General features: G+C 65.2%; 16 protein-coding genes and 1 pseudogene. 12 read left to right on the forward strand and 5 right to left on the reverse strand.

The window, feature by feature from the left end; genetic code table 11:
- Window positions 1–264 precede the first annotated feature (264 nt).
- Window positions 265–12,723 carry a filamentous hemagglutinin family protein gene (locus J6497_RS21000; RefSeq protein WP_225706184.1) on the forward strand — a complete coding sequence of 4,153 codons (12,459 nt, stop codon included), beginning with the start codon at window positions 265–267 and terminating at the stop codon, window positions 12,721–12,723.
- Window positions 12,724–12,925: 202 nt separating this feature from the next.
- Here the strand turns inward: J6497_RS21000 and J6497_RS42040 are convergent, their stop codons facing one another.
- Window positions 12,926–13,168: a GCG_CRPN prefix-to-repeats domain-containing protein gene (locus J6497_RS42040; RefSeq protein WP_376708248.1), complete on the reverse strand. Its 243-nt coding sequence runs from the start codon at window positions 13,166–13,168 to the stop codon at window positions 12,926–12,928.
- Between the two features lie 289 nt (window positions 13,169–13,457).
- On the opposite strand from J6497_RS42040, the gene J6497_RS21005 reads away from it, so the two are divergent.
- Window positions 13,458–13,832 carry a hypothetical protein gene (locus J6497_RS21005; protein ID WP_225706185.1) on the forward strand — a complete coding sequence of 125 codons (375 nt, stop codon included), beginning with the start codon at window positions 13,458–13,460 and terminating at the stop codon, window positions 13,830–13,832.
- A gap of 16 nt (window positions 13,833–13,848) precedes the next feature.
- Here J6497_RS21005 and J6497_RS21010 read toward each other — a convergent pair whose 3' ends face one another.
- Both J6497_RS21010 and J6497_RS21015 read right to left on the reverse strand, forming a co-directional pair.
- Complete coding sequence (locus J6497_RS21010) at window positions 13,849–15,180, reverse strand: polysaccharide deacetylase family protein (protein WP_446479929.1); 1,332 nt, start codon at window positions 15,178–15,180, stop codon at window positions 13,849–13,851.
- 98 nt (window positions 15,181–15,278) lie between these two features.
- Complete coding sequence (locus J6497_RS21015; RefSeq protein ID WP_225706187.1) at window positions 15,279–16,061, reverse strand: polysaccharide deacetylase family protein; 783 nt, start codon at window positions 16,059–16,061, stop codon at window positions 15,279–15,281.
- Window positions 16,062–16,182: 121 nt separating this feature from the next.
- On the opposite strand from J6497_RS21015, the gene mgtE reads away from it, so the two are divergent.
- The 8 genes from mgtE to J6497_RS21055 all read left to right on the forward strand — a co-directional run bounded on the left by mgtE (window position 16,183) and on the right by J6497_RS21055 (window position 22,559).
- The gene (mgtE, locus tag J6497_RS21020) at window positions 16,183–17,604 is read left to right on the forward strand and encodes a magnesium transporter (RefSeq protein WP_225706188.1); all 1,422 of its coding nucleotides are present in this window, start codon (window positions 16,183–16,185) and stop codon (window positions 17,602–17,604) included.
- Window positions 17,605–17,670: 66 nt separating this feature from the next.
- The gene (locus J6497_RS21025; RefSeq protein ID WP_225706189.1) at window positions 17,671–17,967 is read left to right on the forward strand and encodes a helix-turn-helix domain-containing protein; all 297 of its coding nucleotides are present in this window, start codon (window positions 17,671–17,673) and stop codon (window positions 17,965–17,967) included.
- A 36-nt stretch (window positions 17,968–18,003) separates the two neighbouring features.
- Window positions 18,004–18,822, forward strand: coding sequence for an aldo/keto reductase (locus tag J6497_RS21030; protein WP_225706190.1), 819 nt, complete (start codon window positions 18,004–18,006; stop codon window positions 18,820–18,822).
- A gap of 85 nt (window positions 18,823–18,907) precedes the next feature.
- Window positions 18,908–19,714 (forward strand): cell envelope integrity protein TolA, encoded by an 807-nt coding sequence (tolA, locus tag J6497_RS21035; protein ID WP_225706191.1) that lies wholly within the window; start codon window positions 18,908–18,910, stop codon window positions 19,712–19,714.
- Window positions 19,715–19,812: 98 nt separating this feature from the next.
- Window positions 19,813–20,469 carry a glutathione S-transferase family protein gene (locus J6497_RS21040; RefSeq protein ID WP_225706192.1) on the forward strand — a complete coding sequence of 219 codons (657 nt, stop codon included), beginning with the start codon at window positions 19,813–19,815 and terminating at the stop codon, window positions 20,467–20,469.
- Between the two features lie 261 nt (window positions 20,470–20,730).
- Window positions 20,731–20,934, forward strand: a complete 204-nt coding sequence (locus J6497_RS21045; RefSeq protein ID WP_225706193.1) for a hypothetical protein — start codon at window positions 20,731–20,733, stop codon at window positions 20,932–20,934.
- Between the two features lie 157 nt (window positions 20,935–21,091).
- On the forward strand, window positions 21,092–22,078 hold the full coding sequence (locus J6497_RS21050) for a hypothetical protein (RefSeq protein WP_225706194.1): 987 nt from the start codon (window positions 21,092–21,094) through the stop codon (window positions 22,076–22,078).
- A gap of 40 nt (window positions 22,079–22,118) precedes the next feature.
- Window positions 22,119–22,559: a DUF1489 family protein gene (locus J6497_RS21055; RefSeq protein WP_225706195.1), complete on the forward strand. Its 441-nt coding sequence runs from the start codon at window positions 22,119–22,121 to the stop codon at window positions 22,557–22,559.
- 11 nt (window positions 22,560–22,570) lie between these two features.
- On the opposite strand, the gene panC is transcribed toward J6497_RS21055, so the two are convergent.
- On the reverse strand, window positions 22,571–23,422 hold the full coding sequence (panC, locus tag J6497_RS21060; RefSeq protein ID WP_225706196.1) for a pantoate--beta-alanine ligase: 852 nt from the start codon (window positions 23,420–23,422) through the stop codon (window positions 22,571–22,573).
- A 171-nt stretch (window positions 23,423–23,593) separates the two neighbouring features.
- Between panC and J6497_RS21065 the strand changes: the two are divergent.
- Window positions 23,594–23,788, forward strand: a pseudogene (locus tag J6497_RS21065) (division plane positioning ATPase MipZ); the annotation flags it as partial.
- Here J6497_RS21065 and J6497_RS21070 read toward each other — a convergent pair.
- On the reverse strand, window positions 23,775–24,881 hold the full coding sequence (locus J6497_RS21070) for a zinc-binding dehydrogenase (RefSeq protein ID WP_225706197.1): 1,107 nt from the start codon (window positions 24,879–24,881) through the stop codon (window positions 23,775–23,777). The pseudogene J6497_RS21065 and the gene J6497_RS21070 overlap by 14 nt on opposite strands.
- A 108-nt stretch (window positions 24,882–24,989) precedes the next feature.
- On the opposite strand from J6497_RS21070, the gene J6497_RS21075 reads away from it, so the two are divergent.
- On the forward strand, window positions 24,990–25,763 hold the full coding sequence (locus tag J6497_RS21075) for a helix-turn-helix transcriptional regulator (RefSeq protein ID WP_225706198.1): 774 nt from the start codon (window positions 24,990–24,992) through the stop codon (window positions 25,761–25,763).
- Window positions 25,764–25,811: the final 48 nt, after the last annotated feature.

Here is a 25,811-nt window from a genome sequence, read left to right on the forward strand (position 1 = left end):
GCGCGTGCAGGGAGAAGAAAATTTACGGTTTTCGCTCGGTCGATCGGTCTAGGGGTGAGAGCGCTTTCGATCACATGAGGCGCGACCGATGACAGGAGCCGTTCAATGTCGATGATCCGCACTGCGAAGAGATTCCGTAAGGCGGATCTGGAAGCGCAGCGAGCTCCGGCATCTACAACCACTAACTATTTCTCACCATTGTCCACCCGCCGGGGTCGCAATCGCTACGCGTTCTTGGCGGGGGTCAGTGTGACGGCGCTGTTGATGACGGCTCCGGGTGCTTATGCGCGGCCGCTCGGTGGACAGGCGCCGACACCATCGGCGGCAGCGATTGCGGCAGCGCAATCGGGTCAACAGGAGGCCGCGCGCGCCGCGGGCCAGGCCTCGGACTCGCTGCGACGTGCGACGCTCGCCATCCAGGCGCAGCAGGCGATTCAGCGAGTCGCCCGCGACGCGGCGCGTGCCGCGGTCAATGCGTCTTCGATTCCCAATGGCTTGGGCGTGGGTGGACTTCAGCGGGCGCTCGGTGCCGTGCCGGGAACCGATCTATGGCGGGGTGCGGATCTGCCAACGCAATTCAATGATGGCGATCGCGTCAAGGTCAATATCGAGCAGACCCAGCAGAAGGCCATTCTCACCTGGGATACCTTCAATGTGGGTGGCAGGACGGATCTCACCTTCAACCAGCGCGGCAATCGCGATTGGGTTGCGCTCAACCGCGTGCTCGGCGCCGATGGCAGGCCCAGTCAGATCCTCGGCAACATCAAGGCCGACGGCTCGGTCTATGTCATCAACCAGAACGGTATCATCTTTGGCGGTGCTTCGCAGGTGAATGTCGGGACGCTGATCGCGTCGACAGCAAAGATCTCGAACGAACAATTCCTGAGTGGCATCTATTCGACGCAGAGCGGTTCGACCTGGACGCCAAGTTTCACCGACGCGGCCGAATTTCTCAACAACGGCACCGGCGGCGGCGTCGTCAAGGTCGAAACTGGCGCGCAAATCGAGACGCACGCCCCGGCGTCAGTGACCTCCGGCGGCGGCTTCGTGCTGCTGATGGGTGGGCAGGTCGTCAACGCTGGCTCGATCATGACGCCAAATGGGCAGACGCAGCTCGCGGCTGGTGACAACTTCGTTCTGCGCCGCGGTTACGGCACGGAAGCCAACCAGTTCTCGACCACGCGCGGCAACGAGATCGCGCCGCTGTTCGATGCAGGCAGTCTCGCCGGGCTTGTCCGCAACGACGGTTCGATCTTCAGCCCCCAGGGCGATATCACACTGGCGGGCCGGACCATCGAGCAGAACGCCATCCTCGTCGCCTCCACATCGGTCAATACGCGCGGCACGATCCATCTTCTGAACTCGGCGACCGACACGCTTGGCGGCATCACGCTTGGTGCGAACAGCGTCACGACGATTATTCCGGAGCTTGAGAGCCAGGAGACCGCGCTGAACTCGCAGCGCGATGGCTTGATTGAAGCGTCCGAAGCCGCGAATCTGTTGCGGGCCACGACGCCGCTCGGAATCTTCGACAATCTCTCAACTCTGGCCGACCGGCTCGATCAGTCGCGCATCGAGATCGTCACCGGCGGCCATGTGATTTTCGAGGGCGGTACGACACCGGAAGCAGGTTCGCTCACGATCGCACAAGGCGGTCAGGTGGCGGTATCGGCGGGGGTGCGTATCTTCACCGACACCGGTGCGACGATCGACGTCTCGGGCGTCCGCGACGTGTCTTTGGCAATGTCGTCGAACAACATTCTGGTCAATATCCAGGGCAATGAGCTGCGCGACAGCCCGGTCAACCGCGATGAGGACTACCTGAAGAACCAGGATGTCTGGGTTGATATTCGTGACCTGGTTTTCGTGCCAGCGGGGACTGGAGGCTACGACACCGACCGCTACTATACGCCCGGCGGTCTGCTCGAAGTCGGCGGTTATCTCGCCAACACCGCACATACGATCGGGGAGTGGGCTTCGGTCGGCGGCACCATCACGCTGTCGGCGCCGGAGGTGATCGCACGGCAAGGGTCGGTGTTCGATATTTCCGGCGGTTCGATCCGCTATGAGGCCGGCTATATCCGCACCACAAACTTTCTCGGACCGGACGGCCGGATCTACAACATCAACGATGCCCGCGGCGACATGACGTTCTACGGCGTTGGCATGGGTTACGTCCGTAAACACGAACGTTGGGGTGTTACGGAAGTCTGGACCGATCCGTTCGGTCGCGGTCGCGAAAGCGTCCGGTGGGAGGATGGCTACACGGTCGGTCGTGATGCGGGCCAGCTCATCCTCTCAACGCCGACGGCGATCTTCGAGGCCGACATCCTTGCCGATGTCGTTCAGGGTGAGCGACAATTCTCCGACCGACCGACCGACATCGCCGACGGCTACAAGCTCGGCCAGACCCAGGTGGCGCAAGCGGGACAGCTTCTCGTCGGCAGCTATAGTGCGCTCGGGCTGATGGGTGTCCACGATAGCGCGATCGTCATCGGAGGCGTCGAGGACATCGCCCAAAGCCTCGACGCGTCCTCCGTCCTACCCGCCGGCCGCACCAACACCTTGTGGCTCGATGCCTCCCACCTCAACGACCAAAAGCTTGGCGGGATCGACCTCGCCACGGGCAACACGATCGCGATCGACAGCGACCTCACGCTGGCCGATGGAGGCTCACTCGCCCTCACCGCGCCCATCATCGACATCAATGGAAACGTCACCGTCCGAAGCGGGAGTGTCACGGCAAGCAACCAGCTTGTGACGTATGAAGCTCAGGGCAGCTCCCTTGCAACGCGGAACACCGATCTGTCCAAAGACGGCAGTTCGGGCCTGACGCTGCATTCGGGAGTGACGATCGACACCCGCGGCATCTGGACGAACGCGCTGCTCGATCCGACCAATCTCTCCGGTCTCGCCTTCGTCGACGGCGGAGGCGTCACGCTGCGCTCGACCGGCGATGTGACATTGGAGACCGGATCGCGGATCGACACCTCCTCCGGCGCCGCGATCCTCGCCAACGGCAACACCAAGGCCGGGAAGGGCGGAGACCTGTCGCTGCTCGCCGGCTTCAACGGCGGCAGCGGCAACCTGACGCTGAGCGGGACGATCACCGGCTATGGCGTCGAAGGCGGCGGTGCGCTGTCGCTGTCCACCGCGGGCTTCGTCGTGATTGGCGATGCCAGCTACGAAATCGGCTCGACGCTGCCTGCGGGTAGCGTGGTGCCGGCCGACGTGACGTTGACGGAGGCGTTGCTCATTCCCGCCGGCGCGCCGCTTCCGGCCGCCTACAGCCGCACCGTTACCGCCGTCGGTGCAGGCGCGCCATTGCCGCTCGATATCACCATTCCCGCCAATGTCAGGCTGGCGGCCGCCTGGGTCGTGCCCGCTGGAGCGATCAACATCGCCTACACCAATGGCGGAGCGACAATTCAGGCTCCGCCCGGGACGACGGTTCCGCAGGGCGCAACTTTGACCGCCTCGAACACGTCGACCGTACGCTCGCTTCCTGCCGGCTATGTGCTGCCGGCCAACGCTTTCCCCTCGGGACTGACGCTGACGGCGGCCAAGGTCGCGACTTATATGCCGGGGACACCGGCTCCCATTGATGTGACCTTTGCGGCAGGCACGATCATTCGCGCGGGCAGCTTCGTGCCGGTGGAAGCCCAGATAGCGCCACCGGCGACGCTCCATATCGCCGACAATCTCCTGAGCCGCGGCTTCTCGAAATATTCGATCAACGGGCAGAGCGGCTTGCTCGTGGCATCGGGCGCCAATGTTGCGCCGGTGATGCCGATCTACCGGTTCGATACAGGTGCCTACGGTGCACCGACCGGCAGCGATCTGTCGGACGCGCTGAGCGTGTGGTTGCCGGACGTCTATATCGCCGACCCAATAACGACGACGCTCACCCAGCGCGGCGGCGTCGATCTCGAATTGCTGTCGGGCGGCAGCGTGGGCGGCGACACCAGCTGGCTCTCGGGCGGCGGTGTGACGATCGCCCAGGGCGCGTCGATCACCGTCGATCCTGGCCGCAAGGTCAGTATCGCCAGCGGTGGGCAGATCAACATCGACGGCGCGATCACCGCCCATGGCGGCGAGATCACCGTCCTGAACGCCAACCGGTTCAGCAACAAGGACGTCGGCGGGCTCTCGGTCTGGATCGGCGAGCATGCGCGGCTCGACGCCTCGGCGCGGGCGGTCACCGCGGTCGATACCCGGGGGCAGATCTATGGCGTGGTGCCGGACGGCGGCAAGGTCGTGCTCGGCAGCCTCGGCGGCGAGGACACCCTGTACGAGGACGCCTATCTTTCCGCCGACGCCTATGTCGTTGTGCGCCAGGGCGCGGTGATCGACGTCTCGGGCGCCAGCGCCGAGCTCGATATCACCACCCTGGGGACGGCCGGGCAAGGTACGATCGGGCGCCGCGCGGTCGCCAGCAATGGCGGCAGCATCGTCCTGGATTCCTACCAGGGCATCTACAATGACGGCACGCTGCTCGGCCGGGCCGGCGGCGCGGGTGCCTCGGGCGGCACGCTGACCATCAATTTCGAAGCGCCGATCTACAGCTATGTGTCGGGCGACGTCGTACCCGCACGCCTGCAGGCGGGCAGGGCGCTGCATATTTCCCAGACGAAACAGCCCAGTGCACTGCCGGCCGATCTCGAGGCGGGCGCGGCGCATGACGACCTCAGGCCCGGCTATGCGAGCCTGAGCGCCGAGCAGGTCGCGGCGGGCGGTTTCGACAATCTGTCGCTGTTCGCACGCACGGCCATCGTGTTCGAAGGCGACGTGAACCTCACGGCAGGCCGCAGCATCGCGCTGCGCACGTCGGGTCTCTACAATTCCGTCGGCGGTGGCTACGCGAGCGTCTCCGCGCCCTACGTCACCCTGGACGGGCAATTCGTGCGAGAGGCCGGCCAGTTCAGTGTGCTCCCGTCCATGCTGCCCGCTTATCCGGCTACAGGGACACTGAGCGTTCGCGGCGAACTGATCGACGTCGCCAGCCGCATGAATGCCTATTTTGCAAAGCTGACGCTCGACAGCCAGAGCGATCTGCGCTTCTCGACATCGACGCTGGCGGTGACCGGCGATCTCGATCTGATCGCGCGGCGCATCTATCCGGTGACCGGCGCCAGCGCGGGGCTCTATGCCGGCACGGCGATGAATATCAGCGGCCAGCCGGCGCTCCCCTCCGGCGCCGAGAACACCGGTACGATCACGATCGGCCGGCACGACGATGCGCCGGTCGCGACGCCCTATTCGGTGTTCGGCGCGCTCAACCTGACGGCCGGGACGATCCGGCAGGGCGGCAATCTGCTCGCCCCGCTCGGCGCGATCTCGCTCACCACGACTGACACGCAGAGGGTGACGCGAGGTCTCGTCGAATTCTTGCCGGGCAGCCTGACCTCGGTCAGCACCAGGGGGCTCATCATCCCCTATGGCGGCACGGTGGACGGCGTCAGCTTCACCGTCGACGGCAGCAAACTGGCCACCTACGACCTGCTCACCGGCGCCATCCTCAAGGATGCCGACGGCAATTACGTCAACAACAGCGACGTGCGCCTCGGCATCACCGCGACGGGCACCAATGTCGTGAGCCATCCGGGTTCGGTGCTCGATCTGTCCGGCGGCGGCACGCTGGCGGGTGCGGCCTTCGTCTCCGGCCGCGGCGGCTCGGTCGACGTGCTGGTCAATGCGCTCGCCGACGCCAATCCCGGCTACGGCTTCAGCAAGTCCGGAAATCCGGTCTATGCCATCGTGCCGGGCTCCGACATCGCGCCGCCGGCCGGCGGCTATTCCACGGCTTGGACCGGCGCGGCGCCGGGCATCGGCGAGCAGATCACGATCCCGGCCGGCGTGCCTGGCCTGCCGGCCGGCACCTACACGCTGCTGCCGGCGAATTATGCACTGCTGCCCGGGGCCTATCGCGTCGAGCTCGGCGCGCGCGGGACGACGGGATATGCCGCGGCCCAGGCGCTGCCGAGCGGTTCGTATATGACGAGCGCGACGCGCAGCGTGGCCAACACCGCGATCGTCGATCAACTCCCGACCGCCGCCATCGTCACACCCGGCGCGACTCTGCGCACCCATTCGCAATATAACGAGCAGGGCTACGAGGCCTTCCAGTTCGCACAGGCGGCGACCTTCGGCGTGGCCCGCCCGTTGATGGCGGTCGACGGCAAGTTCCTGACCTTCAATCTGTCGACACTGGCCACGGGCAGCGCGCCGCGCGTGGAATCGGCGCTCATTTTCGACGGCCAGGCCGATTTCACGCCCGGCGAGGGCGGGTATGGCGGCACCCTGGCGGTCTCCGGCAAAGGCGGTGCAAACAAGTCCTACGACACCGACATGGTGATCACCGGAGCGGGCAGCGCGACGGTTCGCAGCACCAGCGTCACGACCGTTGCCGCCTCCGAGATCCTCGATGTCGGAGCGCCCAACCTCTATGTCGGCTCCGCGCCCGGGATCAAGTATAGTGCCGGACAACCGATACGTCCGGTCTTCGAATTCACCGTCAATGACGGCCTCGTCCGCTCGCTGACCCTGGAAAGCGGGGTAGTGCTGACGGGCTCGCAGGTCATCCTCCTGGCCCACAACGGCGGCATCACGGTGAAGTCCGGCGCGTCGGTCAATACGCTCGGCCACGGCCTGCTGGCACCAGACACGGCCGCCACCGGCATTCTGTTCAGCGCGCCGGCGCTGCTCGCGGTCTCGAACGGCTCGGTCTCTCTCGAACCGTACCGGAATACGACGACGTCGACGATCACGCTCGAGGGCGGCTCCTCGCTCTACAGCGAAGGCTCGATCGCCTTCACCTCCGGCCAGGGCGTCGTATTGCAGGACGGCGTGCGTTTCGGCACGCGCGATCTCGAACTGGCGCTGCCCTATATCAATATCGGCACCGCGGAGCAGCTTGCGGCCGCGGCGACCACCGGCATCCTGCCGGGCGGGCTCTCGCTCGATCAGGTGCTGCTCGACCGGCTGGTGCAGGGCGATCCGGTCACCGGCGCGCCGGGCATGAAGAATCTCATCCTGTCGGCCGCGAATTCGATCAATTTCTACGGCTCCGTGAACCTCTCCACGCTCGACGCGAGCGGCAAGTCGGTTCTCGAAAGCTTCGTGCTGAGTACGCCCGCGATCTACGGCCATGGCGGCGCGAACGACAGCGTCACGCTGGCCACCGACCGGCTGGTGTGGACGGGCCGCGCCCTGTACGACCCCAATGGCGGCAACCCGATCTATACGCCCGTTGCACCGGGCGCGATCATCGCCGACGGGCCGGGCACCGGCCACGGCGTCTTCAATGTCGTGGCGCGCGAGATCCTGTTCGGCTATGTCGAGCGGTCGCGGCCGCTCAACACGGTCCAGTTCAACCGGCTGATGCTCGGCTTCGGGACGGTGAACCTCAACGCCTCGGAGCGGATCACCTCGAACAACATCAACACGCTTGCGGTCTGGCGGACCGGGGCGAGCCCGACCTCGTCCTTCGATCCCGCGACCTATACGGGCGACGCGGCCGCGCTGAACCTCATCACCCCGCTGCTGACCGGCGACAGCGGCTCGACGCTGTCGGTCTATGCCGGCGGCGCCCTGCGCGTCGTCGCGCCGCAGGGCGCGCCCGCCAGCACCGCGTCAGTGGACGCGCTCGGCGCCACCATCAACCTCGCATCCGTCCAGGGTTCGGTTCAGCTCGACACGGCGATCGTGCTGCCCTCCGGCAAGCTGACGGTGACGGCGGACCAGACCCTTCAGATCGATAGCGGCGCGCGCATCGACCTGGCCGGCCGCGCCATCCCCTTCGAGGACGTGACGAAATATTCCTGGGGCGGCGACGTCATCCTGGAGAGCACGCATGCCGACATCGTCGTCCAGGGCGGCGCGAGTTTCGACGTCTCCGCGGTGGAAAACCATGCCGGCTCGATCACGCTGTCGGCGACCGATGCATCCGCTGGCGGCATCGCCTTCCAGTCGCTCGACGGCATGTTCAAGGGCTCGTCCACCACGGGCTACGAGAGCGGCTCGTTCAAGCTCGGCGGCCATTTCACCGGCTTCTCCAGCCAGAGCGAAGGTTTTGCGCGCATCAACACGGCCCTGAATGCAGGCGGGTTCTTCTGGACGCGCGAATTCGCCCTCAAGCAGGGCGATCTCGCCATCGGCAACGAGGTGAGGGCGCATAACGTCGTCGTCTCGGTGGACAATGGCAGCCTGACCGTCAACGGCCGGATCGACGCCAGCGGCGCGGCGCCAGGCGCCATCCGCCTCTCGGCCAAGAACGACCTGACCCTTGCCTCCGGCGCCGTGCTCGACGTGCAGGGCACCGAGCTGCAGACCGATAGCGACGGCGTTGCCATCGAGGCGAAGAACCGCAGCCGCATCGAGCTGACTGCGACGACCGGCTGGCTGCGGCTCAACCAGGGCGCCACCCTGGACCTGAGCTCGCCGGACGGCGCAAGGCGCGGCAAGCTGGTGCTCAATACCGGCCGCACGGGCGAGACGAGCGGCGACGCGCGGATCGATGCCGCGGGCCCGCTGAACATCCAGGGTGCGGCGGAGATCGCGCTGAACGCCTTCTGGACCTATTCGCCGACCGACGTCGACGGCAGCATCGTGCAGGACAACGGCGGTGCCGATCCGGTGGGTGCGGACGGCGTGCTCGGTCTCGACCAGATCGGTGCGCGCAACGTGCTGTTCATCGACGCGGCTTTGGCCAATGCCGGTCTCGCCGGCCGCACCGCCGGCCTGTCCGCCTATGGCGACGCCTATCATCTGCGACCGGGCGTCGAGATCGTTGGCGGCTCGTCCTCGAACGGCAATCTCACGATCAAGGGCGATCTTGATCTCGCGAGCCTTCGCACGTCGGACGAGAGCTACAGTGCCACGGAATCGGGCTCGCTCGTCGTCCGCGCACCGGGCAACCTCACCGTGAACGGCAGCATCACGGACGGCTTTGGCAATCCTGTCGCGAATCCGAACGACATCATGAACAGCACCGAGACGCTGGCCAGCCCCCGGACGCTGACCGTGGCGGTCACGTCCGGCGCAACGACCATTCCCATTCCGGGGACGACGCTGACCTTCGACATCATCCTTGGTGGAACGAGCAATACCGTTCAGCGCGGCGATGTCGTGATCCCGTTCGAGTACACGGGCCTGGGCCTGACCGTTCGCGCCGATATGGTGCCCGGCGGCGTCTGGACGTTGACCGGGTCGATCAAGCTCGGCGCCAACCTGGTGGTCTCAGCATCGGTTCCGAACCGCACCGTCGCGGTGCCGGGCGGAACGACATACGTCTCGGGTGATACCATACCTGCGGGCACCACCCTGCCGGTCGGGACCGTCATCGATATTGGTTTTCTCAATGGTAACTCCACCAACTTTATCCTTCCGACCAATTCGGTCTACGGCGCCGGAACCACGCTGCCGCGATCGAGCGCCACCAGTGTGGGCACGATGTCGGTCGCGGCCGGCACGGTCATTCCGGGGGGGACAAATCTCGCCGGCGTCATGGGTGGCACCATCGTCACGCTGCTGGCCGGCCAGACGCTGCCCTCCGGCGCCACCCTGCCGACGGGGACGAAGCTCATCGCATCGACGCCCATCACCAATTATGCGCGCGCGCCGATGCTGGATCCCGGCAGCGAGTCCTGGTCGATCCGCCTCGTCAGCGGCGCCGACGGCACCAGCGCGGACACACGTGCGGTGCAATCGCTGTCGGTGCTCGGGGCGGGCGGCAACATGTTGCTCTCCAACCCCCTCACCAACGGGGGCGGCAAGGTCCTGCCGAGCGTGATCCGCACCGGCACCGGCGATCTCGATCTCGTCGCCGGGCGCGACCTCACCCAGGACACGCCCTTCGGCGTCTATACCGCCGGCTCCCAGATCGATGTCGGCGGCGCCTATTCCGGCGTCACCTCGCAGGGCGGCTATTTCACTGAAGGTGGCGGCGATCTGACGATCACTACCGGGCGCAACCTGACGGGCTCTCTCCAGGTGGAGAATCCTGCGTCTGCGAGCCAGAACACTTACTCGGTCGGCAACTGGCTGGTGCGCCAGGGCGACGCCACGACGCCGGCGGCCTGGGGCATCCGCTTCGGGGCCTATGGCGGACCCAGCGCCAACATCTTCTATGGCTTCTCCGGTTTCGGCACGCTGGGCGGCGGCAATCTGAACGTCGACGTCGGCGGCGATGCCGGCGTGCTCGGCGCGTTCACAAGCGGCGGCACCCAGATCACTCGCAGCACCGGCCTCGTCTTCGCGGTGGGCGGAAGCGGCCGCGTCACCTCGGTGACGAAGACGCCGGACGGCGTCGTGACCGGCGGCACTTTGCTGCAGACCGGCGGCGGCGACCTCTCCGTCGATATCGGCGGCCGGCTCAACCCGTACACCGCGATAGCCGCCACGACCGACGATCTCAACGGCTCCTTCACCAATGTGCGGGGTGACATCGCCGTGCAGGCCGGCGCCATCGGCGCGGCCAAGCTGGTCTACGGCGTCGGCGCGCTGAACGATCCGCGGGCCGTCGATCTCTATCGGGCGACGATGCTCCAGGACGATGGCGGCACCGGCGGGCCGGTGGTTGTCATCGGCGATGGATCGGCCAGCCTGCAGGCGCGCGGCGACCTCGTCTTCGGCGGCGCCGGCGATCCCGGCATGATCTATCCCACCGGCGTTTCCGTCACTGGCCCGACCTTCTCGCTGTGGCGCTCGGACAGCGCGATCACGCTGTTCTCCGCGGGCGGCAATATGGTGCCACTGAATACCTCGGGCTCCCTCAGCCAGAACGAAATATGGGGCAGCGAGGATTCGACGAACCAAACGATGATGACGCCGATCTTCGAGGCGGTCGCGGCGCATGGCAGCCTGTACTGGGCTGGCGTGCGGCGCATCGAGCTGGCGCCGTCCCGCGACGGCTATCTCGAGCTTCTGGCCGGCGACTCGATCTATGCGGCGGGCATCAGCGGGAGTGATTGGCCCGCCGCCTGGAGCGTCTCGGGCGCACTGGCCGATCCCAATTCGATCCCCAATCCGTTCCGGCCGGGAACGAGCAACTCCTATTTCCAGTTCCAGCCGGACACCGTCACCACCAATCTGCACGAGGGCGACGACAAGCTCATCCGCGTCTACGCGCTGACCGGCGACATCGTCAATTTCACGCTCGGCGATCCCACGCCGCAATTCGTGAACGGCGAATTCCTGCCGCGTTATCGCACGGCCATGCCGGCCCGCATCTATGCCGGACGCGACATCGTCAATTTCGGCAAGAACGCCTATCGTAGCCCGACCAGCGGTGCGGAATACACGGACACGCCGAGCCTGATCCTGAACAACGACGCGACCGATGTCTCGAGCATCGAGGCCGGCCGCGACATCCTCTATGCGCAGGTGCAGATCGCCGGCCCCGGCTCGCTCGAAGTCGTCGCCGGACGCAACCTCTATCTCGGCGACCAGGGCTCGATCGTCTCGATCGGAGCGCTGGCCGCAGGCGACACGCGACCCGGCGCCTCGATCCTAATGCAGGCGGGCGCGGGCCCGACGGGGCCGAACTATGCGGGGCTGCTGCCCTATCTCGATCCGGCTAACCTCGCGATTGTCGGGACGCCGCTCGCCGATCAGCCGGGCAAGGTCGCCAAGACCTACGAGGCTGAACTCGCGGCCTGGCTCAAGGAGCGCTTCGGCTTCGCGGCGCCGACCGACGCGGACGCGCGGGCCTATTTCACGGCTCTCGCGCCGGAGCAGCAGGCGATCTTCCTGCGCCAGGTCTATTTCGCTGAGCTGAAGGCGGGCGGGCGCGAATACAACGATGAGGCGAGCAGCCGCTACGGCTCCTATCTGCGCGGCCGCGAAGCGATCGCTGCGCTGTTCCCCGGGGACGCAGCCTATGATGGCGACATCACGATCTTCGGCGGCGCCGGCGTGCGGACCTTGTTCGGCGGCGGCATCCAGATGCTGACGCCGGGCGGCCAGCAGGTGGTCGGCGTCGAGGGCCAAGTGCCGCCGGCGAGCGCCGGCATCGTCACCCAGGGCTCCGGCAGCATCCAGCTCTATTCCAAGGGCTCGATCCTGCTCGGCCTGTCGCGCATCATGACGACGTTCGGTGGCGATATCCTCGCCTGGTCGGCGGAGGGCGACATCAACGCCGGCCGCGGTGCCAAGACGACGATCGTCTACACCCCGCCGAGGCGCGTCTACGATAATTACGGCGCGGTGAAACTCTCGCCGAACGCGCCATCCAGCGGCGCCGGCATCGCCTCACGCAGTGCGGTTCCAGGCGTTCCCGGCGGCAGCATCGACCTCATCGCTCCCCTGGGGACAATCGATGCGGGCGAAGCGGGCATTCGCTCGGGCGCCGACGTCAACCTCGCGGCGCTGGCGATCGTCAACGCCGCGAACATCCAGGCGCAGGGCAATATCACCGGCGTTCCCACGGTGCAGGCGCCGCCAGTCGCGGCATTGGCCTCCAGCAATAACATGACGGCGGCGACGCAACAGGTTCAGCCAACCGCGCCCAACACCAACGATCGTCCGTCGATCATCATCGTCGAGTTCCTGGGCTATGGCGGTAGTGCGGCTGACCCAAATGAGGACCAACGCAAGAAGGATGATCGCAGCAGCCTTCAGCCACAGGACTATGAGCCCAACAGCAGATTTCAGGTTGTTGGCAATGGCGAGCTGACGGAGGAGCAGAAGAAAAAGCTGACCGTAGACGAAAGAGGAAGGCTGTAGAGCCTGTTGGATCGCTCTGTTTGCGTCGGCAGCACCACCCGGCCATCCGGCGACCGTCTGGTTAGTCGCCTCTGGCGTCGCGGCGCCGCCAACGCATAGCGCGGGACCAGATTGAATCCGCAAATATTGGTCATTTCGTCGGTTGATGAAAAAGCCAAGCGCATAAGGACGGCGAAAGGCATTCAAAAATCCCGACCATCCCCTAATTGGGGCTGATGATGCAGGCTCCGTCGCGACGGCTCCAGACGAACCATCGGTAGCACGGAGGGCGGGGGTGAGCCCCGACAGGACACTCATTCCGCACACGCGCGCCTCTCTCCCAGCCATCGACGACGCACCCGCCGTTGCGTGCCGTATGGCAACCGGGGCCGCAGCCGTCCGCGGCGTCGGCCATGCCAATGTTCGCGAGCGTGGCTGCGAACAGAACTGCCAATATCGCTCTCATCCCTATTTCCTCCCGCGCGTTATGTTCTCTACGGGCAAGTGCTGCGCTGAGCGCGCGGTATTGATCTTGGGTCAATGCAGTGGAAAAGCGAAGCCCCCGCCCCAGGCGGGAACGAGGTGGGGTAGGGCACTGTGAGGTGGCGTCGCGGTAAATTTTCCGCACCGGGCCGGTTGATGCCTTTCGGTAACACCATTCGCGTACGCTAAGGGTGTGAAGGCTCGTCGGCCGGGGACGGACGAGCGCAGTCGCTCACGGATCGCGCGCCCGATTCGGAAATCCGGGGAACAGGATGATCCTGCTCAGCTATATCTATCGCTTCGTCTCCAACTTCGTGTTCCTGGCGCTGGTTTATTTCAGCCTCAACTTCATGGAGAAATACCAGCATCGCGCGCTCGTCGCGCTCCTGGTGCTGGTCTATGCCGCGATGCACGCGGCGTCCGCCTTGCGCTCGTTCTATTTCTTCCAGCGAATCGAGCGCCTGGAAGGGGAGACGCGCCGGCTCGGGATGGCGGTGGTCGAGGGACCGAGTTCGGCGGCCTCACGCAAGCAGATCGTCGGCGCCGTCACCGAGCTGCGTCACGCCAGCGAGATCAAATCCTATATCGACCTGCTGTTCCTGGCGCTCGTCATCCTGCTTTGTATCGCCAAAATCGTGACGAACTGAGCCGGCGCTGCGGTCTTCACCGCTTCGCCACTTGAAGTGGGCGCCTGCTTGGCTTCGCCTGCACGGCATGCTTGGGCACGCCACGGCCCGGGCGTCGCCCTTGCGGGGTCTGATGCGCGGCATCCCGGGAATGCGCGGCTTGGCGCGCACCGACCGTGCGGGCCCTCGCGGAAATCGGCCCCACGGCGTTCGCGGCCTGATGGGGTGCCGCGACCTGTTCCGGCCGGTTGGCAGGCGAATGCGATGCCAGCAACGTCACGCGGACGCTCTCAGGCATCCTGAACACGGAAGAGGCCGGAATCGGCAGCGCCGGGCGGCTGTTCTCGGAGACCCGCAATGGTCCCGGCCATGCTGTTTGCGAAGCGATCGCGGCGCGCGGGCGGCGCAGTCGATCGAGCAGGCCTGGATCGCGCCAAGCCAGATTCGACAGTCCGGGTGCGGGAAGCGTCTGCGTCTGAACGAACACGAAATCCGGAATCTTCGGCCAGCGCACAGCTGCCACGACCTCTGACGGCGGATGCAATAGCCACTGCACGGGGTCGGTGGGCGTGGCCGGCCGGTCGGGCGTCGCGGGCACCACATGGACGATACGATAGCCGCGTGCCTTCAACTCCTGCAGGATCCTCGGCAGCGCGGCCACGGTGCGCTGCTGGATGTCGTGCAGCAGCAGGATGCCTTTGCCCTTCGCCTCCAGGCGCTGGATTGCGAGATCGTAGACGCGCGAGGGAGGGATGTGTCGCCAGTCGTCGGCCGGAAAATCGGCGCTCCAGCTCTGGATGCCCTGCGACGCCAGATAGTTTTCGACGGCTTCGGCGCGCAGCAGCCCCGGAATGCGGAAGAAGGGCGCAAGCTCGCTTGCGTCGCCAAGCGCGGCCACCGTCGAGGCGATGCCGGCATCGACCTCCTGCTTGGCCTGCTCGATCGACATTTTGTTGAAAGTCAGCGGATGATTCTGGCTGTGCGTGCCCACGGTGTGGCCGGCGGCGACGAGCTTGCGGACGCCTTGCGGATTGGCGTTGGCCTGGCGGCCGATGATGAAGAAGGTCGCTTTCACACATTGGCTGGCAAGAATGTCCAGCACCTGGTTGCTATATTTCGGCAGCGGGCCGTCATCGAATGTCAGCACCACTTCGTGATCGTTCAGCGGCAGGGTCTCGGCATATTGCATGGTGCCGATCCGGGGATGCTCGCGGGGATCGACCACCAGCGTCCGTGAGGTGCCAAGCGCGTCGGGATGGCCCGGACAATCAGCCGCGACCGCGGAGCGGCTGGTCGCGCCGATCAGAGCCACCAGGGAGAGAGCCATCCATGATCGCTTCCAGAATCCTGCACTGACACTAGCGATCATAACGCCCCAGCTGCATTCTCTTAGTCCGACGCCGAATCCTTACGCACGGCGTCATGAATGCCGCCTTAATGCTTTGTAACTTAAAGTCATCATTCGGTTCAATGTGTCTGATTCGACACGGTTTTCGGGCCCGGCGGCACGATATGCACGATCCGGAAATTGTGATCGCGCAGGTAGCGCAAGAAGGCGGGAAGCATCGCCGCGGTGTGCGCCTTGGGATCGTGCAGCAGGATGATGCCCCGTCCGGTGGCGTTCAGGCGTTCGGTTAGAATCTTCAGCTCTTCCTCGGGCGTCATCTTGTTCCAGTCGCCTGCCCAAAGATCGGCGCCGAACACCGCGATGCCGCGCTTCTCCAGGTTCGCAAGTGTCTCCGGCGACATCTCGAAGAAGGGAAAGCGGAAGAACGGTGTGCTCGGCGTTGTGGTCGCGCGCCCATGCAGCGCCGTTTCGACGGCAGCGATGCCCTTGTCGATCTCGCCAATAGCGTCGTCAGGCTTCATGTATTTGAGGTTGTGATGCGTCAAGGTGTGATGGGCGACGGTGTGGCCGAGTGCGGCGATCTGGCGGACCAGCTCCGGATGCTCGGAGGCCGGCTTTCCGATCATGAAAAAGGTGGCGCGCACGCATTCATGGGCGAGTGCCGCGAGAATCTTCCGGTCGGTTGCCGGCCATGGCCCGTCGTCGAACGTCAACACCACCTCGTGATCCTTTAGCGGCAGCGTGTCCGGAAAGCTCTTGGTGCCGACGCGCGGATAGGTCGCTGGATCGACGGTGAGGACGCGCGAGGTTCCGAGCGCATCCTTGCGCGGGCATTCGGCGGCGGCCTGCGCGGCGCCGGTCCACGCGAGCAGAGCAAGAATGGCTGCGCCGAACGTTCTCATAAGCAAACCTGTTTTTCGCGGTTGGTGATATTTGGCATTGCGCCGGACGCGGCCGATTGGGTAATGCGAGCGGCAATAACTCAGACGAGTTCCTTCCTTCTGTCAAACGGTGAGGCGCGGCATGACCGATCACATCGATGCTGCCAACCCCGCCGAAGGCTCCATTCTCGATCGGCTTCCGATGCGGGACGAGGAGGGGCAGCTCCGCCACGAATTCGTCGAGGAGATCGCGAGCGCGATCCACGCCGCCGACCGGCCATTCCTCTGCGAGGTCGTGGCGGAATTGCATGAGGCGGATCTCGGCGATCTCATCGCGGCGCTCGCTCCGGAAGACCGTGTCAGCCTGGTCGAGATCACCGGCACGGATTTCGACTTCTCGGCACTGAACGAGGTTGACGATGCCGTGCGCGAGGAAATCCTCGAAGAGCTCAAGCCGGAGACCGTTGCGGAAGGCGTCCGCGAACTGGAATCAGACGACGCGATCGAGCTTCTCGAAGGTCTTGACGAGGAGGACAAGGAAGAAATCCTCGAAAAGCTTCCGCCGTCAGAGCGCGCCGAGCTCGAGCGCAGCCTGCTGTATCCGGAAAACTCCGCCGGCCGGCGGATGCAGACCGAATTCATCGCGGTGCCGCCAGATTGGACGGTGGGGCAGACCATCGACTACATGCGCGAGGCGCCCGAGCTGCCGCACCGGTTCTACGAGATCTACGTGGTCGACAGCGACAGGCGCTGGCTGGGCGCAGTACCGCTCGACGTGCTGCTGCGTTCGCGCCGTCCGGTGCCGCTCACCGACCTGATCGATGAAGATCGCCGCCGCGTCTCGGCCCTGGAAGACCAGGAAGAGGTCGCGCGGATGTTCGGCAAGTACAATCTGGTTGCCGCTCCCGTGGTCGACACCACAAACCGCCTGGTTGGCGTCATCACCATCGACGACGTGGTCGACGTCATCGAGGAGGAAGCTGACGAGGACTTGAAGGCGCTCGGTGGTGTCACCAGTCACGAAGAGTTGTCGGACAATGTCTGGACGATCGCGCGGGGCCGCTTCAGTTGGCTCCTGGTCAATCTCGCGACCGCCTTTCTGGCGTCCTCGGTACTGGGCCTGTTCGAAGGCCAGCTCGAAAAGATGGTGGCGCTTGCGGTGCTGGCGCCGATCGTCGCGAGCCAGGGCGGCAATGCCGCGACCCAGACCATGACCGTCGCTGTGCGCGCGCTGGCGACGCGCGAACTCGGATCCTACAACGCCGTTCGCGTGATCCTGCGCGAGACCATGGTTGGCCTGGTCAACGGCCTCGCCTTCGCCGTTATCACCGGCATCGCCGCGGTCGCCTGGTTCAAGATTCCGGGCCTTGGCGTGGTGATCGGGCTTGCCATCGTCTGCAACCTGGTCGCCGGTGCGCTCGGCGGGATTTTGATCCCGATGGTGCTGGAGCGGGTGCGCGCTGATCCGGCGGTTGCGTCCGGCACCTTCGTTACCACGATCACCGATGTGGTCGGCTTCTTCTGCTTCCTCGGCATTGCCACGCTGTGGTTCGGCCTGAATTAGCGCCTTGCTTTGCGTTAAGCGGCCTTTAAGCCGGCTGGCCCACAATGCGGCTTTCCGGAGCAGACCATGAAGCGCCTGCGGCTGAAAGCGGATGGACGGATCGTCGAGCTGCGCGACGGGCAGGAGTTCCCGCTCGCGCCGGAGACGCCGCCGGGGCCGCTCACGGTCCGTGATCTCCGCCGCCGGTCGCGCCTGACCCAACTCGAATTCGCAGCCAAGCTCGGCGTGCCCGTAGAAACGATCCGCAACTGGGAGCAGGGCAAGCGTGCCCCGCGCGGACCAGCACGGGCGCTTCTGGCGGTCATTGCGCATTCGCCGGAAACGGTATTCGCGGCGCTGGCGACAGAATCCTCTGCGGCCTGATTTGGCAGCGGAGCCGCGCCGGCCCATAATAGGCGCATGAACATCATCGAAGCCAATGGCGCGAGGATTCCGGCGATCGGGCTCGGCACCTGGGAATTGCGCGGACGCGCCTGTGCGCGGATCGTCGAGCAGGCGCTCAGGCTCGGCTATCGCCATATCGACACCGCACAGATGTACGACAATGAGCGCGAGGTCGGCGAGGGCCTGCGCGCATCCGGCGTGAAGCGCAATGATGTGTTCATCACCACCAAGGTCTGGACCACCCATTTCAGGCCCAACGACCTCGAGCGCTCGGCCAAGGAAAGCCTGGCGCGGCTGCGGCTGACCGAGATCGATCTCTTGTTGCTGCACTGGCCGAACCCGCAGGTGCCGCTCGCAGAAACGATGGGCGCGCTGGCGCATGCGAAGCAGCTTGGGTTGGCGCGGCATATCGGTGTGTCCAACTTCACGGTCGCTTTGATCGAGGAGGCGGTGGCAGCCTGCGCGGAGCCATTGGCATGCGACCAGGTCGAGTATCATCCTTATCTCGATCAAGCTAAGGTGAGGGCCGCCTGCGCCCGGCACAGCATGGCGCTGGTCGCCTATAGCCCGATCGCGAAGGGCCGCATCAGGAACGAGCGGGCATTGGCCCGGATCGGCGACCGCTATCGCAAGACGGCGGCCCAGGTCTGCCTGCGCTGGCTGGTACAGCAGAATGTTGCCGCGATCCCGCGGACATCGAAGCTCGAACGATTGTCCGAGAACATCAACGTCTTCGATTTCGAATTATCGGAGGACGACATGAGCCTGATTTCGGCGATGGCCCGCGCCTTAGGCCGCCTCACCGATTTCGGCTTTGCACCGAAATGGGATTGAGGCGCGCCTCGATTGGCCGCTATGCTGACGGGCAGGGGCAGTCAAACCTGATCAGTTGCGAATGAACCTGCGGGAGTTGTTACCTGTGGACGTCACGGCGTCGGCGGTCGCGCACCTGTCGGTGCTGGCGCTGGTACTGCTCTTGTCCGAAGTCCATCCGTTTGACGTGGTCGCGGCCGACACCATCCCGGTCGACATTGTCACGCCGCAGGATATCGAGCCGCAGGATATCGAGAAGAAGCCCGAACCAACCCCGTCGCCTTCTCCGTCGCCGTCGATAGACTTGTCCGCGCTCCAGCAGTCGGCCGCAACCACTCCACCTGCACCGACGCCCCAGCCGGCACCGTCAGCGCCGCAGAACCAGGCGGCACCAGCGGAATCGGGTTCGGCTCGGTCGCAGTCCCCGGCAAAACCGGTGGCCACCCCAGCCTACACGCCGCCGGAGCCTGATCTCTCGATCAAGTACCATGTCCAGCTCGGACTGCCGTCGGATCTCCCGCTGATGGCGGCGCCAGCCCCGGCCCCGGCCGCGCGCTACGGCGGCAAGGTCGACGACGATTTCGATGCACCGGCCGTCAGGACCGCCGACCTCACCCCGAGTGTCGTCGCCGAGTTTCGCCGCCATCTCAAGACGTGCTCGAAGCTGCCGGCATCGCTAAAACCGTCCGACGACGTCAAGGTCACGCTGCGTGTGTTCATGACGCCCGAGGGGAAGCTCGCTGACGAGCCTCTGCTGATCGAGGCGACTGCGTCCGAAAAGGGACCGGTGTTGATGCGTGGCGCGATGAGCGCACTGGAGGCGTGCCAACCCTACACGATGCTCCCGGCGGATCGCTATGGCGAGTGGAAGGTGCTCGACCTGAGCTTCACACCGCAGGATTTCGCGTCCTAGCTTTCTCAAATGAGGTCGCCACGCGCAACTGACCGCCTGCGGGTTGGACGGCTGCGCTACGCTATGGCAAAATAGTAACGTAACCGGGTTCCCCGAACATGTTGAAGCTCGTCATCGGCAACAAGAACTATTCGTCATGGTCGATGCGGCCATGGCTGACGCTTCGCGCCAACAACATCCCATTCGAGGAAATCTTCATCCCGCTCTACACCAGCGTGAAGGCGGACAAGGATCGTATCCTCAGCTTCTCGCGTTCCGGCAAGGTGCCGGCGCTGATCGATGGTGACATCACGGTCTGGGATTCGCTGGCGATTATCGAATACCTTGCCGAGAAATATCCGGAAACAAGGCTCTGGCCTGAGGATCGCGCCGCCCGTGCCCACGCCCGCTCGGTCTCCGCCGAGATGCATTCGGGCTTCATGGCTCTGCGCAACGAATGCGGGATGAACCTGCATCGCCCGATCCGGGCGATCCCGTTGTCGGACGACGCTTGCGCCAATGTCGCGAGAATCCAGGACATCTGGGCGGACTGTCAGGCGCACTACGGCAAGCAAGGTCCGTTCCTGTTTGGTGCGTTCTCCGGCGCAGACGCAATGTTCGCCCCCGTCGTGCATCGCTTCCGCACCTATGCGATCCCGGTGAAGCCCGAGGCGCAGACCTATGTCGATGCGATGACTTCGCTGCCGGCGTTCCAGGAGTGGACGCGGGATGGACTTGCTGAAACGCTCGTCATCGAGCGGTTCGAAACCGTCTAACTCGAAATCCATGCGAGCCCGGATGGCGGGCTGCCGATGGCGCTTGATTGCGGGAACCCGCACTTTTCTCCGGTCTCGCCGTGGAATGCGGCAGGCCCGCCGGCGGGCGTCCTATCGCACTGAAAAGTCTGCAAATTTCGTGCGTTTGCCATGCTCCGATCTTGCTGGATTTTGAGGCCGTTGGTGTGCTAGCTTGACGCAGGGTTCTCAATGTTGGCCGCTGCTGTGGGACCCAAGGCAGCGCGCCGACGATCCAAGAAAATGGAGAGGGCGTTGAAGCATAAGTACTCCGTTGGAGAGACTGTCTATTTCACTGCGAGCAACGTGTCGCGTCCGGCCGCCAGCGGGACCTATGAGGTGGTTCGGCTGCTGCCGACCGACGGTGACGATTGCCAGTACCGCATCAAGAGCTCGACCGAAGCTTTCGAGCGGGTTGCCAAGGAAAGCCAGCTGGTCCTGTCCTGAAGAGAGCTGTGCGCAAGCACCCGTTTGACCGCGGTTCCCTGATGGGTCGCCGTCAAAAGGCCCCGTTCGCAGAACCACTTTGTCGAAGGCCGAATGCCCGAAAGAAGGTATTCGCCTTCGGACGTTGCGTTTTATGCTGCGTTGAGGGACACCGCGCATGAACTTGGCTTTTTCGCTGGATCAGATTTGGCGCTCGGCGACGTTTCCGATGTGGCTGACGCTGGCCGCAGCGGGATTTTTTGGACTGATCCTGTTGATCACTCTGTTGCGCGCGGAGAAATCCGTGGCCAACGGTGCGCTGACGGTCATCACGCTGCTTGCGATCGCGGTTGCTGTTGCCGCAACCATCCGCGGCTTCGATTCCGGTAGCCGGTCTGCTTCCGCCGATATCCGATCGGCACAGCCGGTTGTCGCAGCGCCTGCCGCGCTGGCCTGCATCGATGACCTTGCGGGCGATGCCGTGCTGAACGCCTGCGAAAAGGTGTTGTTCGGCTCTGCCGACTCTGCGGCCGCCGCAGTCGCCTATGCGGCTTCCCAGATCACGCGGCTGACGTCGTTCGGCGATATCGCGACGGCCGAGCGCAACACATCGCCCGAACTGCAGGCGCTGCGTCGGGCGATTGAGCGCGACCGCTACGGGCTCATGGCCTATGTGCTGACGATCCGCGACCATTGCACGCCGGCTTCATGCGCTGCATTCGGTTCGCTCGGGACCACCCAGCAGATCGCGTCCAATATGGACGAGCACGTCTACGAAAACCTCATCACCCGCTACGCGCCGTCATGGAATGCACCGGCGTCCGCCAGCGCAGCTGCGGCCGGAGCAGCGGTGCCAGGGGCAGGGGTGCTTGGAGCACTGCCGCCATCGGTTCCAACGGGCAAGCCTACCAACGCCGAATTTCCGTCGGCTGCGAACACCCCGCCGGTCAGCATCATGACACCTGAGCCGGCGGCGAAGCCGCCTGCTGCGGCCGCCGCAGCGGCTCCGTCTGCTCCACCACGTGCCGCGCCAGCGGCTTCGCCCGCGCCGCCGGCCGCCGCCAAGAAACAGGCCGCGGCCAAACGTCCGCCGCCGTCCGCGCCGGTGCCGATCGCGCCGCCTCCACCGGCGTCCACAGCCGCTCCGGCATCCTCGGACGACTGATCTTTTCAAAGCGCGCGTCGGCGGCTAAAGCGAAACGACCATGCCGCTTCATCTCATCAAGCTCGCCGTCGGTTGCGACTCGGTCAAGGAACTCAAGACCTGGGTCGCCGAACGGATGGCGGTCGCGAAAAAGAAAGGCCTGCCGCAGCGTCACGTCCATATCACGCGGATGACGCCGAAACGGGAGGAGGAAATCCTCGCCGGCGGCTCGCTCTATTGGGTGATCCGCGGCGAGATCGCCGCGCGCGAGAAGATCATCGCGATCGAGCCGTTCCGCGACAAGGACGGCATCGGCCGCTGCCGCATCGTGATGCAGCCCAAGGTGATCACCGTATCGCCGCGTCCGATGCGCCCCTTCCAAGGCTGGCGCTATCTCACCGCCGATGCCGCCCCGCCCGACCTGACCAAATCGGCTGCCTCCGGTGTCGCGGCGATGCCTGAGCCGATGCGGCGAGAACTGCGCGATCTCGGATTGCTGTAACGGCTCGTCGGTTACACCGCGATGTTGTCAATCAGCCTCGTGGTGCCGAGCCGCGCGGCCACCAGCATTCGCAGCGGGCCGTCCTTGATCGAGGCGATCGGCGCCAGCGTCTCGGCGTGGCGCACTTCCAGATAGTCGAGCTTGAAACCAGCCTTTTCGATCACCTCGCCGCCGCCAGCGACAGCCGGCTCGATCTGTTCGCCGGCACGGATGCGGCGGGCGGTTTCTTTCATGACGCGATAAAGCTCCGGCGCCACGCGCCGCTCTTCCGGCGAGAGGTAGACGTTGCGCGAGGACATCGCGAGCCCGTCGCGCTCGCGAACGGTCCTGGAGCCGATCACCTTGACGCCGAGATCGAGGTCGCGCGCCATCTGCGTCACGACGCGCAGCTGCTGAAAATCCTTCTCGCCAAAGATCGCAAAATCCGGCCGGCATTGCGTGAACAGTTTGCCGACGACCGTCGCGACTCCGCCGAAGAAGTGCGGGCGGAAGCGATCTTCGAGCCCGACGGTGGCGGGCCCCTCCGGCGTGATCCGCGTGGCAAAACCGTCCGGGTACATGGTCTTGACGTCGGGATGCCAGATCAGGTCGACCTTCTCCGCGGAGAGCTTTGCGACGTCGGTCTTCCAGGTGCGTGGGTAAGAGCCGAAATCTTCGGTCGGCGCGAATTGGGTCGGATTGACGAAGATCGAGACGATGACGCGCTGGGCGCGCCGCTTGGCAAGGCGCACCAGCGACACATGTCCGTCATGGAGAGCTCCCATGGTGGGCACCAGCGCCGTCATCGCCTTTCTGCCACGCAAAGCCTCGACGGCGCGGCGCAAGGCAGGGACGGTGCGGACAACCATGGGGCTTCGCGACATCTGGATTCAATCTCTTGGGCTGGTTCGGGAAGGGGCTGGTGGGGGCGCGAGACGGATTTGGACTCGCGCGATGCGGTGGGCGCAGGACCATACCAAGGGGAAGGCGTTGACGCCAAGGCGGCAGGCGCGCGCACCCGGTCCGCTCGGGGGACATCAAACGATTGCCGTTGGCGCAGCCTGACTGCCCTCGACGGTATCGACGAGCAGACGCTCGGCACGCGGCCCAGCATAGGCCACGTGACGGCGCGTGAGGAGGTAACAGGCCTCCTGCGTCAATTGAAGCTGCCGTTGAACGAGCGCGGCCGACCCCGCGCGGCGGACCGGGCCGACAAGCCGTTCGAGGTCCACGACATCATCGCAATGTGACGCGTGCACCTTGCGCCGGCTGCAGGATCGTCATCTTGAACGGTCCGCCATTGGCCGCTGCATGCGCGACCGCCTCGTTGACGTGGTCAAGGTCGAAGGTGGTCACCTTGAACAGGTCGAGCGGCAGCAGGCCTGCCCGGATCATGCCAACGAGGCCGAGCGTTGCTTCAGGTGGATACATCCACACGCCGTGGATGCTGATGCAGTCGCGCATGATCCAGGGGTAAGGCAGTTCAAGGCCGGGGCCGCCCTGCATCCCGACGCCGCCCATGAGCACCACGCGCCCGTAGGGACGAACCGTCATGATGGCGGCGCGCACCGTGGTTGGACCGACCGAGGGCGGCATCAGGTCGATCACGCAGTCGATCGGGCCATCGGCCGCCTCGCGCATCCGCTGGCGATCGTCTTCCTCATTTCCGGAAAGCCGGATCGGGCGCACCCTGCTGCCGAAGCGACGCGCCAGATCCGCCAGCACCGTTTCGTTGCGTCCGGGCGCCACCACGCATCTCGCACCCATCGCCAGCGCGACCGCGACGGCGGCGCTGCCGAAATTGCCGGTGGCGCCGCTCACCAGCACGGTTTCCCCTGCCTGCAGTCTTGCCGCCAGGAAACCGCCATATGGCACGAGGCATGTGCCGAGCGCGCACCAGGCCGGCGCCTCCGCCGCATCGATCGTCCCGATGGGTTTGACGTTCTCGGTCGGGACCAATGTCTGCTCGGCGAACGAACCGTGGCGGAAGTGCCGCTGCAGCCGCAACCCGCCTTCGCCGCGCGCGCTCCAGCCTTGCAGGGTGATGTCAGGCGAGATTGCATCGTCGCGGGAGCGGAAGGTCGGATCGCAATAGACCCAATCACCCACGGCGAGGTGAGTGGCGTCGGGCCCTACCGCGCGAACCCTTCCGATTGCGCCGGGTCCCGGCACGGCTGGCAATTCCAAGAGATAGTTTCGCTCGCCGCTAAAGACTTCGTTGGCATAGGACAGTACACGCGTCGCCACGACGTCGACCACGACTTCGCCGGTGCCGATCACCGGGTCGGCAACGGTTTCGGTCGCGAACGGCGATCCGAATGATTTCAAAACAGCAGCTTTCATGGCTCTCATCCTGGTTGAGACCACATCCTCGAAGAGCGTGTCCTGCGCAACAAGACCTGGTATTATCCTGGGATTCTCAGTCCCTCCTTTCGTCGCAGGAGCAGTCCCATGGCGGATGCCCGGCAAAGCGAACTCGGCGATTTCCTGCGCTCGCGGCGGGAGAGGTTGACGCCAAGGGCTGCCGGCATTCCGGTCGGTCGGCGCCGCCGGACGCCCGGCTTGCGCCGCGACGAGGTAGCCGAACTCGCCGGCATCGGGGTCGATTGGTACACGAGGCTCGAACAGGGCCGCAGCGTCAGCCCGTCGCTGACGACGATCGACGCCCTGGCGCGGGCGCTGCGGCTGACCAAGGCCGAGCACGCCCATCTGCGGGCACTGATCCGCGATGCCGATCGGCGACCTTTCATCGCGGAGGTGGTGCCACCTGCGATCCGGCGCACGGTGGAGAGCTTGAATCAGCCAGCCTACATCACCGGGCGGCGCTGGGACATCCTGGCCTGGAACGAGGCCGCGGAACAAACCTTCGGCTTCGGCCGACTTCCGCCGACCGATCGCAACGTGCTCATCTGCATGCTGACCAATGAGGCGACGCGGCGTTTGTTCGGTCCGTCATGGACCGATGAAGCCCGCCGGATGGTGGCCCAGTTTCGGGCAACCCACGACCTTTGGGCGGGCGATCCTGCCTTTCTCGACCTGCTCGAGCGGTTGCAGCACGGGTGCCGCGAATTCGCCCAGTGGTGGGGCGCGCACGATATCAAAAGCAGTGTGTCGGGCCGCAAGGTGCTCAGCCACCCCAAGAGGGGCCACCTGGCGTTCGAATATGCGAGTTTTCAGGCCAATGACGATCCGGCGCTGAAACTCATCATCTACACGGCGGCCTGACCCGTGCGACTACGGGGGCGGCCCTAAAAAACGGGGAACAAACTTGGA

Source organism: Bradyrhizobium cenepequi (genome assembly GCF_020329485.1).
Lineage (GTDB): Bacteria > Pseudomonadota > Alphaproteobacteria > Rhizobiales > Xanthobacteraceae > Bradyrhizobium > Bradyrhizobium cenepequi.